This is a genomic window from Streptomyces diversicolor (assembly GCF_057537855.1).
In genome coordinates this window covers 1-13181 of sequence record NZ_BAAJXA010000009.1, presented here as the reverse complement: position 1 = coordinate 13181, position 13181 = coordinate 1, and the positions used below count along the sequence as shown (strand labels likewise).

The 13181-nt window shown below is 73.2% G+C and carries 11 protein-coding genes and 1 pseudogene; 6 read left to right on the top strand and 6 right to left on the bottom strand.

Going from position 1 to position 13181, the window contains the following annotated elements:
• Positions 1-227 precede the first annotated feature (227 nt).
• Both AC27LF_RS12485 and fxsA read left to right on the top strand, forming a co-directional pair.
• Entirely contained in the window at positions 228-1031 is an 804-nt protein-coding gene (locus AC27LF_RS12485) for a polyprenol monophosphomannose synthase (protein WP_479656387.1), read from the top strand.
• 47 nt (positions 1032-1078) lie between these two features.
• On the top strand, positions 1079-1642 hold the full coding sequence (fxsA, locus tag AC27LF_RS12480) for an FxsA family membrane protein (protein ID WP_479656386.1): 564 nt from the start codon (positions 1079-1081) through the stop codon (positions 1640-1642).
• Between the two features lie 124 nt (positions 1643-1766).
• Here the strand turns inward: fxsA and AC27LF_RS12475 are convergent, their stop codons facing one another.
• From AC27LF_RS12475 to yczE, 4 genes are all read right to left on the bottom strand, one after another.
• Positions 1767-2141: an RNA polymerase-binding protein RbpA gene (locus AC27LF_RS12475; RefSeq protein ID WP_003977404.1), complete on the bottom strand. Its 375-nt coding sequence runs from the start codon at positions 2139-2141 to the stop codon at positions 1767-1769.
• A gap of 278 nt (positions 2142-2419) precedes the next feature.
• Complete coding sequence (locus tag AC27LF_RS12470; protein ID WP_479656385.1) at positions 2420-3763, bottom strand: MFS transporter; 1344 nt, start codon at positions 3761-3763, stop codon at positions 2420-2422.
• 67 nt (positions 3764-3830) lie between these two features.
• Positions 3831-4598 carry a glycerophosphodiester phosphodiesterase family protein gene (locus tag AC27LF_RS12465; protein ID WP_479656384.1) on the bottom strand — a complete coding sequence of 256 codons (768 nt, stop codon included), beginning with the start codon at positions 4596-4598 and terminating at the stop codon, positions 3831-3833.
• Positions 4595-5284 carry a membrane protein YczE gene (yczE, locus tag AC27LF_RS12460; RefSeq protein ID WP_479656383.1) on the bottom strand — a complete coding sequence of 230 codons (690 nt, stop codon included), beginning with the start codon at positions 5282-5284 and terminating at the stop codon, positions 4595-4597. The genes AC27LF_RS12465 and yczE overlap by 4 nt, the downstream gene beginning before the upstream one ends.
• A gap of 64 nt (positions 5285-5348) precedes the next feature.
• Here yczE and AC27LF_RS12455 point away from each other — a divergent pair, with 64 nt between their 5' ends.
• On the top strand, positions 5349-6857 hold the full coding sequence (locus AC27LF_RS12455; RefSeq protein WP_479656382.1) for an SCO1417 family PLP biosynthesis transcription factor: 1509 nt from the start codon (positions 5349-5351) through the stop codon (positions 6855-6857).
• A gap of 859 nt (positions 6858-7716) precedes the next feature.
• Here the strand turns inward: AC27LF_RS12455 and AC27LF_RS12450 are convergent.
• Positions 7717-9241, bottom strand: a pseudogene (locus AC27LF_RS12450) (hypothetical protein); the annotation flags it as partial.
• Positions 9242-9281: 40 nt separating this feature from the next.
• A complete protein-coding gene (locus AC27LF_RS12445; protein WP_121888451.1) occupies positions 9282-9476 on the bottom strand; it encodes a hypothetical protein in 195 nt (64 codons plus the stop codon).
• Positions 9477-9811: 335 nt separating this feature from the next.
• Here AC27LF_RS12445 and AC27LF_RS12440 point away from each other — a divergent pair, with 335 nt between their 5' ends.
• The 3 genes from AC27LF_RS12440 to AC27LF_RS12430 all read left to right on the top strand — a co-directional run.
• The gene (locus AC27LF_RS12440) at positions 9812-10204 is read left to right on the top strand and encodes an ankyrin repeat domain-containing protein (RefSeq protein WP_479656381.1); all 393 of its coding nucleotides are present in this window, start codon (positions 9812-9814) and stop codon (positions 10202-10204) included.
• Between the two features lie 301 nt (positions 10205-10505).
• Entirely contained in the window at positions 10506-11924 is a 1419-nt protein-coding gene (locus AC27LF_RS12435; RefSeq protein ID WP_479656380.1) for a HEAT repeat domain-containing protein, read from the top strand.
• 139 nt (positions 11925-12063) lie between these two features.
• On the top strand, positions 12064-13181 hold a 1118-nt coding region (locus AC27LF_RS12430; protein WP_479656379.1), incomplete at its 3' end, for a glycosyltransferase family 4 protein.

Sequence of the window (13181 nt, the reverse complement as noted above, 5' to 3'; positions counted from 1 at the left end):
TGGGGCCCGGACGCTCAGTAGACAACGGCTCTCGGTCGACCCGCAGCCAGCGGGTCCCAGGTCGGCCCGAAGGGCGCCGGGCCCCCATCCGCAGCGGGGCGGCGGCGCCGGGCGCGCCGTCTTACCCCGCTCTTGCGGAATCGACACCGCCATACGAACGAGGCGTCACGTCACCGCAGGCGGCGGCCACTATGGTGGACGCCTGCGCACGACATGAAGGGGCAGCAGTGAACGACGGCGACGGGACCCCAGCCGCACGGTCCGGGGCGAGGCAGTTCGGCCCGCTCGGCACGGCCTTGGTGATCATCCCGACCTATAACGAGGCGGAGAACATCAAGGCGATCGTCGGCCGGGTACGCACGGCCGTCCCCGAGGCGCACGTGCTGGTGGCGGACGACAACAGCCCCGACGGCACGGGCAAGCTCGCCGACGAACTGGCCGCGCAGGACGACCACGTCCAGGTGCTGCACCGCAAGGGCAAGGAGGGTCTGGGCGCCGCCTACCTCGCGGGCTTCAGATGGGGCCTGGAACACGGCTACGGCGTGCTCGTGGAGATGGACGCCGACGGCTCCCACCAGCCCGAGGAACTGCCCCGCCTGCTGACCGCGCTCAAGGGCGCCGACCTGGTGCTCGGCTCCCGCTGGGTGCCCGGCGGGAGGGTGGTGAACTGGCCCAGGAGCCGGGAGTTCATCTCCCGCGGCGGCAGCCTCTACTCGCGTCTCGCCCTCGACCTGCCCCTGCGCGACATCACCGGCGGCTACCGCGCCTTCCGCCGCGAGACCCTGGAGGGCCTGGGGCTCGGCGAGGTCGCCTCCCAGGGCTACTGCTTCCAGGTCGACCTCGCCCGTCGCGCCGTCAAGGCGGGCTTCCACGTCGTGGAGGTGCCCATCACCTTCGTCGAACGGGAACTGGGCGACTCCAAGATGAGCCGCGACATCCTCGTGGAGGCGCTGTGGCGGGTCACCGCGTGGGGCGTGGGCGAGCGGGTCGGCAAGATCGCGGGCAAGGGGAAGCCGCCCCAGGAGCGTTGATCGTCCTCCTTATCCCGCACTGAGCCGGACCCAGGCACACTGGGAGCATGACGACTGGCGCTCCGACCCCTCCGCACCCCTCCCGGCCCCGGCCCTCCCGGCCGCGCCGGTACCTGCCGCTGGGCATCGCCGCCTGGCTCGTGCTGGAGATCTGGCTGCTGACCCAGGTCGCCGGCGCGGCGGGCGGCCTCACGGTGTTCCTGCTTCTGGTGGCCGGCGTCGTGGCCGGCTCGGTGGTCATCAAGCGGGCGGGCCGTCGCGCCTTCCGGAGCCTGAACGAGGCGCTGCAGCGCGGTGTCCCCCCGGAGCGCGGCGGCGGCAACGGCCTGATGATGCTCGGCGGGCTGCTCCTGATCATCCCGGGCCTGATCTCGGACGCGGCGGGCCTGCTGCTGCTCATCCCGCCGGTGCAGAAGGCCGTGAGCCGGTATGCGGAGCGCACCGTCGAGCGCAGGCTCTCCCGGGCGGCCCCCGGCTCCCTCGGCGATGCCTTCCAGCAGGCCCGCATTCACCGTCCCGACGGCAAGGTGGTCCAGGGTGAGGTCATCAGGGAGGACGCGGACGGGCCGGGTGACGCGGCGCGCGAGCCGCGCCCGCCCCTGACTCGCTGAGGGCCGTGCGGCCCGTGCCGCACCCGGGGTCACGCAAAGCCGCGGGCGCCGTACGTCTCGATCACGTACGGCGCCCGCGGTGATGCACGTGCGTTGTGTTGTGGTGTGGTGTCCCGGCCGCCCGCTAGGCGGACTTGCGGCTGTCCCGGGGATGAACCGCGATGTTCATCGCCCCGGAGCGCAGCACTGCCAGACGCTCCTCAAGGACCTCTTCCAGCTCCTCACGGGTGCGCCGCTCCATCAGCATGTCCCAGTGCGTGCGCGCCGGCTTGGCCTTCTTCTCCTCCGGGCCGTCGCCGTCCACCAGGAGTGCCTGGGCACCGCAGACCTTGCACTCCCACTCCGGCGGGATCTCCGCCTCGACCGAGAAGGGCATCTCGAAGCGGTGCCCCTTCTCGCATGCGTACTCCACGGCCTGGCGCGGAGCCAGGTCGATGCCGCGGTCCGTCTCGTAGCTGGTCACCACGAGGCGCGTACCGCGAAGAGCTCGCTCACTCATGAATCGTGCCTCCCGGGCTTGTCGCCCACAGGACAGGTGTCGCTGTCGTCGTCATCCGGTCAACGTCCGGTCGGCGGTAAAGATTCCCGTTCCGAGTCCCGTTCCGGGTCATGCGTCGCCGTCGTAGCCGCCCCTTGTTGTACCCACCGGCGCCCGGTTTGTCACATCTGCTAGCAGATGTCACCCAGCGTTTCAGCAGCTTTGACGCGCAGTAACGGTACGCCTGGCAGGCCAAACGCGTACACTACCGCCCTTTCGCTCCGGGCGCTAAATCCGCGCTAAATCCTCTCGGGGACGGGGTTGCCCGCCGCGCTGATCGCCCGCCGCACCGGCACCCGTGCGAGCAGCGCGAACCCGATGACGAAGAAGGCCACCAGCGAGATGATCGCCGAGCGGTAGCTGCCCGTCAGCTGGTAGGTGAGACCGAACAGCAGCGGACCGAGCCAGCTCATGCCGCGGTCGCTCATCTCGTAGGCCGCGAAGTACTCCGCCTCCTTGCCCGGCGGGACCAGGTGCGAGAACAGCGACCGGGACAGCGCCTGGCTGCCGCCGAGCACCAGCCCGATCCCGGCGGCCAGCACGAAGAACCCCACCGGCACCCCGGCGGGCAGGAAGTACCCGGCGGCCAGCGTCAGCGTCCAGGCGACGAGCGACCCGAGGATCGTGCGCTGCGCGCCGTAGACCCTGGCCAGCCGCCCCATCGCCAGCGCCCCCGCAACGGCCAGCACCTGCACCAGGAGCACCGCCACGATCAGCGTGGACTGGCCGAGCCCCAGTTCCTCGGAGCCGTAGACCGACGCCTGCGAGATCACCGTCTGGATGCCGTCGTTGTAGACGAGGTACGCCAGTAGGAAGGCCAGCGTCAGCGGGTGCCGGCGCATGTCGCGGACGGTCGCCGCCAGCTGCCGCAGCCCTGGAGCCGCGACGGGGGCGGCCGTGGACCGCCGGTCCCGCAGCCGGCGCAGCGGCACCAGCGCGAAGGCACCCCACCACAGGCCGGCCGAGGCCAGGCAGATCCGCACCGCGGACGTCTCGGAGAGACCGAAGGAGTCGTGCCCCGAGTACAGGACCAGATTGACGACCAGCACCAGGGCACCGGCCGCGTAACCGAAGGCCCAGCCGCGCGAGGAGACCGCGTCGCGCTCCTCGGGCGGGGCGATCTGCGGCAGATAGGAGTTGTAGAGCATCATCGCCACGGACTGCGCGGCGTTCGCGACGACCAGCAGCACCCCGCCGAGCAGATAGCGGTCCCCGTCCAGGAAGAACAGGCCCGTCGTCGCCCCGGCCCCCGTGTACGCGGCCGCCCCCAGCAGGTGCTTCTTGCGGCCGGTCCGGTCGGCGAGGCCCCCCACCAGGGGCATGACCACGACCGCGAGGACCACGGACAGCGACACCGAGTAGGCGAAGAAGGACCCTGCCCGCACGGGTATCCCGAGCGGGTGCACGAAGCCGTCGGCGTCCGCCGCCGACTTCGCGACCGACGTCAGGTACGGGCCGAGGAACACGGTGAGCACGCTCGTCGAATAGACGGAGCACGCCCAGTCGTAGAAGTACCAGCCGCGCTGCTCGCGCCGCCTGCCGGCGACGTCGTCCGCCCCCGCCCGCACGGTCTCAGTGCCCACCCGTGCCCTCGCCTTTCCGCTGAAGGTGCCGCCCGAAGTGCCGTGCGCCATCCGCCGGGGCCGGGGTTCAGGCCCAGACGCCCCGGTCCTGCATGACGTTGCGCAGCGTGTCGATGTGATCGGTCATGATGCCATCGACACCGAGGTCGAGGAGGCGGTGCATCCGATCCGGTTCGTTGATCGTCCACACGTGCACCTGCAGCCCGCGCGCGTGGGCGGCGCGTACGAAGCGATGGTCGACCACGGGGACGCCCGACTGGGACTCCGGGACCTGGGCGGCGACCGCGGACCGGCGCACGGCGGCGGGCAGCCCCCAGGAGCGCAACCGAAGGCCGAGCACGCCCCGGGTGCCGAACGACGTGGCGAGCCGCGGCCCGGCGAGCCGCTGGGCGCGCAGCACCCGCGCCTCGGAGAAGGACCCGGCGCAGACCCGCTCCCAGCAGCCCGTGCGCTCGACCAGGTCGAGGAACGGCCGCAGCGTCGACTCCGTCTTGAGGTCGACGTTCCAGCGCACCTCGGGGAACGTCTCCAGCAACTCCTCGAAGAGCGGCACCGGCTCCTTGCCCGCCACCCGCGCCTGCCGAACCTGCGACCACGGGAGGTCGGCGATCCGGCCCGCTCCGTCGGTGACCCGGTCGAGGGTGTCGTCGTGGAAGGCGACGAGCCTGCCGTCCGCCGTGAGATGCACGTCGGTCTCGATGTACCGGTAGCCGAGGCCGACCGCACGCCGGAACTGCGCCACGGTGTTCTCCAGGCCGTCGGCCGCGCCGCCCCGGTGGGCGAACGGGATCGGGCCGGGATGGTCGAGATACGGGTGGCGGGTCGGCGTGCTCACGGACGCAGTATCACCCGCTCGGGTGACCCGGTGGCAACGGCCGTGCTGCCGCGGGATGCCGACGGGACGGCGAACACCCGCAGGAAGAGCTGCGCCAGCGGTCCGATGGACACCGCGTACAGCACGGTGCCCGCCCCGATGGTGCCGCCGAGCGCGAAGCCGGTGACGACCACGGCGACCTCGATCGCCGTGCGCATCAGCCGGATCGAGCGGCCGGTGCGCCGGTGCAGCCCCGTCATCAGGCCGTCTCTCGGGCCCGGACCGAAACGCGCCGCTATGTAGAGGCCGGTCGCCACGCCGTTGAGCACGACACCTGTGACCAGCAGCGGGATCCGCGCGGCGAGCGCATGCGCGTCGGGGACGAGGGCGAGCGTGCCGTCCATGGCGAGGCCGACGACGAAGACGTTGGAGACCGTGCCGAGGCCCGGCCGCTGGCGCAGCGGGATCCACAGCAGCAGCACCGCGGCGCCCACGACGATCGACACCACGCCGATGGTCAGCCCGGTGAGCCGGGCGAGGCCCTGGTGCAGCACACCCCAGGGCTCCAGGCCCAGTCCCGCCTCGACGAGGAGCGCCGAACTCGCGCCGTACAGCGCGAGCCCGGCGTACAGCTGGATCAACCGTCGCCCGAGACGGTCCTGAGTGGACAAGAGGCACCCCCTGGTGGTGTCGGTGGCCTGACTCATGACACTCTGTGGCTGGGATGGAAACATCATCCAGGGCCAATTCAAGGAAGGTGGACCGATCACCATGGCGCAGTGGACCTCGGCGGTGGGTGCCGCGCAACTCGCCCGGCTGCTCACCTCCCAGCAGGACCGCCCGGCCGGGCCCGGTACCCGCCGTCCGCCCGCCTACCGGGCGCTCGCCGACGGCATCCGGCTGCTGGTCCTGGAGGGGAGGGTGCCGGTGGCCGCGCGGCTGCCCGCCGAACGCGAACTCGCGCTGGCGCTGTCCGTGAGCCGCACCACGGTCGCCGCCGCCTACGAGGCGCTGCGCACCGAGGGTTTCCTGGAGTCCCGCCGAGGAGCGGGCAGTTGGACCGCCGTACCGGCCGGGAACCCGCTGCCCGCGCGCGGGCTCGAACCGCTCCCGCCCGAGGCGCTGGGCTCGATGATCGACCTCGGCTGCGCGGCCCTGCCCGCGCCGGAGCCATGGCTCACCCGCGCCGTCCAGGGCGCCCTGGAGGAGCTGCCCCCGTACGCCCACACCCACGGCGACTACCCGGCCGGGCTCCCGGCCCTGCGTGCGATGATCGCCGAGCGCTACACCGCGCGCGGGATCGCGACCATGCCCGAGCAGATCATGGTGACGACCGGTGCGATGGGCGCGATCGACGCCATCTGCCATCTCTTCGGGGGGCGGGGCGAGCGCATCGCGGTGGAGTCGCCGTCGTACGCCAACATCCTCCAGCTGATGCGGGAAGCGGGTGCCCGGCTGGTGCCCGTCGCGATGGCCGAGGGGCTTGCCGGCTGGGACCTGGACCGCTGGCGTCAGGTGCTGCGCGAGGCGGCGCCCCGGCTCGCCTACGTCGTCGCCGACTTCCACAACCCCACCGGCGCGCTCGCCGACGACGACCAGCGGCGCCGGCTGGTGGACGCGGCCCGCTCGGCGGGCACCGTGCTCGTCGCCGACGAGACGATGAGCGAGCTGTGGCTGGAGGAGGACCTGGACCGTGCCACGATGCCGCGTCCGGTCTGCGGCTTCGACCCGGCCGGCTCGACGGTGATCACGGTCGGCTCGGCCAGCAAGGCATTCTGGGCGGGGATGCGCATCGGCTGGGTGCGCGCCGCCCCCGACGTGATCCGCGGCCTGGTCGCGGCGCGCGCGTACGCCGACCTCGGCACCCCCGTGCTGGAGCAGCTGGCCGTGAACTGGCTGTTCAGCACGGGGGGTTGGGAGCAGGCGGTGGAACTGCGCCGGGTCCAGGCCCGGGAGAACCGGGACGCCCTGGTGGCGGCGGTACGGCGGGAGCTGCCGGGCTGGGAGTTCGCGGTGCCCCGCGGCGGGCTCACGCTGTGGGTGCGCGCGGGCGGCCTGTCGGGTTCGCGGCTCGCGGAGGTGGGGGAGCGGGTCGGGGTCCGGGTCCCCTCGGGGCCCCGCTTCGGCGTCGACGGCGCCTTCGAGGGCTATGTACGGCTGCCGTTCACGGTCGGCGGGGCGGTGGCGGACGAGGCGGCGGCCCGGCTGGCGGCGGCGGCCCACCTGGTCGCCACGGGCGCGACCACGGGAACGGAGGCACCGCGCACGTTCGTCGCCTAACACCACCTGACCGCCCCCACCGGGGCCCGGCCCCCGGCCGCGCCACCGGCGGCAACGGGCGTCCGCACCCGCGTGGCCCGGCGGCTGGCCTGGCGATGGCGGGGGCACAGACGGCGGCGATGACTGCGAGGACGCCGGGGACGCGCCCGGTGCCGGGCGGATGTGGTCGGCGTGGGCGGGGTTGATCCGCCCGGGCCGGTGGCGGCGGGCGTTGGCCGCGGGTGGTGGCGGTGGCTGGGAGGATGCCGGGGACGCGGCCGGTGCCGGGCGGATGCGGTCGGCGTGGGCGGGGTTGATCCGTCCGGGCCGGTGGCGGCGGGGCGAGGCGGTTCGGTTGCTCAGGTGGCGCTCTTCGCGGCGACGGCGTCCGCCGCGACGGCCTTCGCCAGGGACGTCTTCGCGGGCACCGTCTCCACCTGGACCTTCTCCGCCGGGACGTTCTCCGTCTGGGCCTTCTCCGTCTCGGCCCTGTCCACCGGCACTTTGTCCGTCGGGACCCGCTTCACGGAGACCGCTTCCACGGGGACCGTCCTCAAGGGGACCGCTTCTGGCGAGAACGTCTTCACCGGGACCACTTCCACCGCGAACGTCCGTACCGGGACCGGGACCGGGACCGCCTCCACGGGGACGGTCTTCACCGGGGCCGTTTCCACTTGGGCCGTTTCCCTCTGGGTTGCTTCCCCTGGGCTCATTTCCCTCTGGGCCGTATCCCCTGGGCCCGTTGCCCTCAGGGCCGGCTCCACTGAGACCGTTTCTCTCGGGGCCGGCTCCGCTGACGCCCTTGTCCTCCGGGCCGGCTCCACTGGGACTGGTTCCGCAGGGGGCGGTTCCAGCGTCGTCGGTGGCTGTGGTTCGGTCGGTTCCGCGGTCGCGGGGGTGGTGCGCGCGGGGAGCAGGGCCAGCACCGCCTGCCGGTCGGTCTCGCTCGTGGCGTCGTCGTACGGGTCCGGCGTCGCGGGGACCTGCAATCGGTGCACGGGGCCGTCGCCCAGCCGGGCGTAGCCCCGGCCCGGCGGCACCTGGGACGGCGCCGTCGTGTGCGGCGGCACGCCGAGGACCCACGCCGACTGCTCCGGCGTCACGGGCCCGAGCACGACACGCGCGCGTGTGTGCTGGCGTACCGCCTCGCCGAGGACGTCCGCGTTGTCGAAACCCTCCGCGACGACCACCGTCACCTGGGCCGCGCGCCCGTGCCGCAGCGGCACCTGGAGCAGGGACTGCGGGTCCCTGCGCCCCTCCGCCGCGGCCAGGTGGGTGAGGGCGCCGGGCCGGTCCAGCAGAATCCACAGCGGCCGCCTGGTGTCGTCCGGCGGCGGATGCCCGGCCTGCCGGGCCCGGTTGGCGGCGATGAGCCGCCGCTCCGTCTCGTGCGCGGCCCACTCCAGGCTGGCCAGCGCCCCGGTGAGCCCGCACTCCACGCCGAGGACACCGTCCCGGCCGGTGAGGCAGGCGTACTCGCCGGTGCCGCCGCCCTCGACGATCAGCACATCGCCGTACTGGAGCGCCTGGAGGGCGACGGACCGCAGCAGCGTCGAGGTCCCGCTGCCGGGCCGGCCCATCACCAGCAGGTGCGGCTCGGTCGAGCGGATGCCGGTGCGCCACACCACGGGCGGCACATCGCGCTGCTCGCCGCCGTAGCCGAGCGGGAGCGTGCGGTGCACCTCGGACGCGTCGGTGAAGCCGAGCACCGTCTCGCCCGGCGCGGTGACGAAGCGCTGGGCGGCGATGTCGGTGGGCAGCGGCGCGAGGACGCCGACCGTGAGCTGGTTGGCCTCCTCGTCCCACGCGAAGTGGTACTCGCGGCCACGCCCGGCCTTGGCGGCGAGCAACTGCTCGATCCGGGCGCGGGCGTCTGCCTCGCCGTCGGGGAAGTAGGCCGGGTAGCGGATCACCAGGTGGGCCACGCGCCCCGTGTCGTCGAAGTCGTGCTGGGGGAAGACCTTCTCCCAGTCCCCGCCGTGGTCGAAGAGCGGCGCCGGGTCCTCGGGGACCGAGAAGTAGGGCACCAGGGACTCGTACAGCGACCGCAGGCGCTGCGCCTGGGACTCGTCGGGACCCTCGGGCCGGGCCGGGGCGCGGTCCCGGCCGTGCCAGGCCGCCGCCGCCATCAGCGCGATGGCGGCCAGCAGCGGTCCGTACGGGGCGAGCGCCACGACCAGGACCACCGAGGCCGCCAGGAACAGCAGCGGCCCGCGTTTGTCCTTGGGTGTGTCCGCCCACTTGCGCCGCCCGGCCGCGGCCAGCCGGCCCAGCCCGCGGGAGACGGTGATCAGCGGGTGGAGGACGTCGGTGGCGCTGTCGGCCGCCGTCCGGGCCAGCTCCCGGCTCCTGGCGATCTGCGCGCTGCCGTTGACCAGAATGCGGGGGAGGGGGCGCCGGGCCACTGCTTTCTCCTGACGGTGCGTGCGGGCGGGACGGTCGGCGTCAGAACTTGATACCGCCGAGGAGGCTCGCCAGGCTCTCGCCGCCCGCCTTGATGCTCGGGGCGATGGCCGTGCTGGCGAGGTAGAAGCCGAACAGGGACGAGACCACGGCGTGCGACGCCTTGAGGCCGTCCTTGCGGAAGAAAAGGAAGACGATGATGCCGAGCAGGACGACGCCTGACATGGAGAGAATCATTTGAGGTCTCCTGGTGTCGAGGGGGGACAGTCACCGTGAGTACTTCCAGCATCACAGCATGCATCTATACGACAAAAGGTGCAAATGGGTGAAATAACGGGGATTTCCCTCAGGTGGCGGAGCCGTCCTGGCCCGGTCGGGCAGGGCTCACCCGGCCGGCGGAGGCGGCTCCCGTGGCCGGCGGGTCCCGCGATGATCTTCACCTCGGGCGCATCCGGCCCCGTGCCCCGTCAGCCAGTACGCTGGCGATTTACCCGTACGGCCCGGGTCCCCCCGCTGCCGTAGGCTCTGTCAGTTCCCGAAAGGCCCGAAGTGCAGGAGAGGCGGTCCGGCCCATGAGTGAAGCCCCCGACCCCGACGTCGTGGAGCTGGCGACCAAGATCTTCGATCTGGCCCGGCAGGGGCAGACCGAGGCGCTGGTGGCGTACCTGGACGCGGGCGTTCCTGCCAACCTCACCAACGACCGCGGCGACACGCTCGTGATGCTCGCCGCCTACCACGGCCACGCCGAGGCGGTGCGCGCCCTGCTCACCCGGGGCGCCGACGCGGACCGGGCCAACGACCGGGGCCAGACCCCGCTCGCGGGCGCCGTCTTCAAGGACGAACCGGACGTGATCAGAGCCCTTCTGGACGGCGGTGCCGATCCCGCCGCGGGCACTCCCTCGGCCGTCGACACCGCCCGGATGTTCGGCAGGACGGAACTGCTGGAATTGTTCGGCGCACAGTGATCAGACCATTCTGACCAGGCACGACACGGAAAACGGGGGAGGCGGTAAAAGGCCGCCGGAAATACGGTCGCGGCAGGAGAAACCCGCGAGTCATCATGACGTCGTGATTCACGGACGCGATGGCTGGGCAGGTGTTGCCGCACCGCGCGGACCGTGAAGCGGTCCGCATGGGCCACCGACGAGAGGCAGAGGAAAATGGTCTACGGCAAGCAAGAGACGGCGGGCGCCCCGACGTTGTGTCACGCGGCCAGGTAATGCGTGTTCCCCGGTTGCGTCGACGCTTGATGTGAGGCTGTTTCCCATGTTCGATCCGGTCATAGCGCCCAGTGGCACGTTGCTCGGCCTGCTCCAGCGGGGCCGCGGCGACGGCACCCTGCACGCGCTCACCGCCCCCCGCGCCGAGGCGCTTGCGGCACTGGAACACTGCGTGCTGCACGACCCCCGGCACGACTGGCAGGTAGAGAACCGCTCCCTCTACTACGCCCGCCTCTACCTCGACCTGAACGGCGGGCTGGACGCGATCGAGGCGCACCTCTTCGACCCGGAGGACGCCCTTGAGCCCGACGAGTCCCGCACGGGCCTCGCGCTGGCCGTGCTCGGGCACCTCGCCTCGTACGGCAGGCGCGACGCGCTGCGGCTGCTGCGCCGGTACGCCGCCCACGGCGCCAACTGGGCCTGGGCCCTGGACGAACTCGCCCTGCGCGACGACGACGCGGCCCTGCGCGCACTCGCCGTCCCCGTCCTGGCGCGCTTCGGCACGGACGCCGAGGGCGAGGCCGAGCTGGCCGCCGCCGTCCGTGACGCCTTCGAACCGCGGCCGTGGCGGCTGTGGGCCGACGATCCGCGCGAGTCCGTCGCCACGCGCGTGCGTGCCGCCCAGGAGGCGGGCTGCTTCGACCGGTGGCAGCGTCAGCTGCGATCGACCGGACCGCGCCCGGGCTGGAGCGTGCACGCCGTCCTCGAATGGGCCCAGCAGGGCGTGGACCGCGGCACCGCCCTGCACGTACCCGCCGCCCGCTGTCTCACCGCCGTGGCGGGCCCCGAGGACCGGCCGGAGATCGTCCGCGCCGCCCAGGACGGCACCGAGGGAGCCCGGTGCACCGCCCTGCGGTACCTCGCCGACAGCAACGACCCCGAAGCCCTCGGCCTGATCGAGGCCGCGGTGACCGGCGGCCCGACGCCCGTCGCTGAGGCCGCCGTCGACGCCTTCGAACGGATGCGCAGCGTCGCCGCCGTCGACCGGGCGCGCGGCTGGGCCCGCAGGCCCGACGCCCTCGGCGCCGCCGCCGGGCGCATGCTCGCCTGCCGCGGCGCGGCCCGCGACAGCGAACTCGTCCTCGCGGCACTGCGGGAGGCCGTACGCGGTGAGGGGCCCGACGCGCCCACCCTGTGGACCCTCGTCGACGGCGCCGGACGTCTCGGCATCGCCTGCGCCGCACCCGTTTTGCGCCATGTCTACCGCGAGACGGCCTCCTCCCACCTGCGCGGCCGGGCCGCCCGCGCCCTGGCCGCCACCGACCCCTCGTTCGCCACCGGATTCGCCGTCGAATGCCTCTGGGACTGCGAGGAGACCACGCGCGAGGTCGCCGCCCGGCATGCCGAGACCGGTGACGCCCGGGTCGTCGAGCGGCTGCGCCGGCTCGCCGCCGATCCGGCCGAGGAAGCCGAGGTCCAGACCGCCGTACGCAGCCGCATCGCACCCGACGGGCGGTTCGCGTGAACACGGGGTGACTCATGGGTCAGGAGCCGATGGACGGGGGCTGACCCGCTCGGGTGTGCAGTGCAACGCTCATGGGACGTTCCTCGTTCGGAAAGATCCACGTTGACGCGGCCACGTCCAGTGCGGCGAGAACACGGGTATGCGTGTCGTCATCGTGACCGAATCCTTTCCCCCCGATGTGAACGGCGTGGCCCACTGCGCGCTCCAGACCGCCCGGCACCTCGTCGATCGCGGTCACGCCCCCCTCGTCGTCGCTCCGGCTCCCGCTCCCGGAAACAGGCCCGACGCCTTCGCGCCGTGCCCCGTCGTCCATGTCCCCTCCCTACCGCTCCCGGGCTACCCCCAGGTCCGCGTCGCCCTCCCCAGCCGACGCCTCGCCGCGGCGCTCGTCGAACACCGCCCCGACGTCGTGCACCTGGCCAGCCCCTTCGTCCTCGGCGTCCGCGGCATGGCGGCCGCGGCCCGGCTCGGCATCCCCACCGTGGCCGTCTACCAGACCGACCTCGCCGGCTACGCCCGCACCTACATGGGCGCGGGCGAGGCGGCGGCCTGGCGGCGCATCCGCTCCGTCCACTCCGCCGCCGACCTCACCCTCGCCCCGTCAAGCGCCGCCCTGAACGACCTGGAGACCCACGGTGTCCCCCGGGTGCGGCTGTGGCCGCGCGGCGTGGACACCGACCGCTTCCGCCCCGACCACCGCGACGAGGCGCTGCGCCGGGAACTCGCCCCCAACGGCGAGGTGATCGTCGGCTACGTCGGCCGGCTCGCCCCCGAGAAGCAGGTCGAACTGCTCGCCGGTGCCTGCGGCCTGGAGGGCGTGCGGGTCGTGGTCGTGGGCGACGGACCCAGCCACGCCCACCTCACCGAGGCCCTGCCGGGCGCGGCCTTCCTGGGCCGGCGCACCGGCGAAGAACTCGCCCGGATCTTCGCCTCGCTGGACGTCTTCGTGCACACCGGCCCCTTCGAGACGTTCTGCCAGACCGTCCAGGAGGCCATGGCCAGCGGCGTGCCGGTCGTCGCGCCCGCCGCCGGCGGCCCGCTCGACCTCGTCGCCCACGGGCACACCGGGCTGCTGGTCCCGCCGCGCGACGCGGACGCCTTCCGGGACGCCGTGCGGTCCCTGGCCGTCGACCCGGCGCTGCGGGCCGGGTACGGCGCCGCCGGACGCGCCACCGTGGAGGGCCGCACCTGGGCCGCGATCGGCGACCGGCTGATCACGCACTACGAGGACGTGCTCGCCGCGCGCAAGACGGCGGT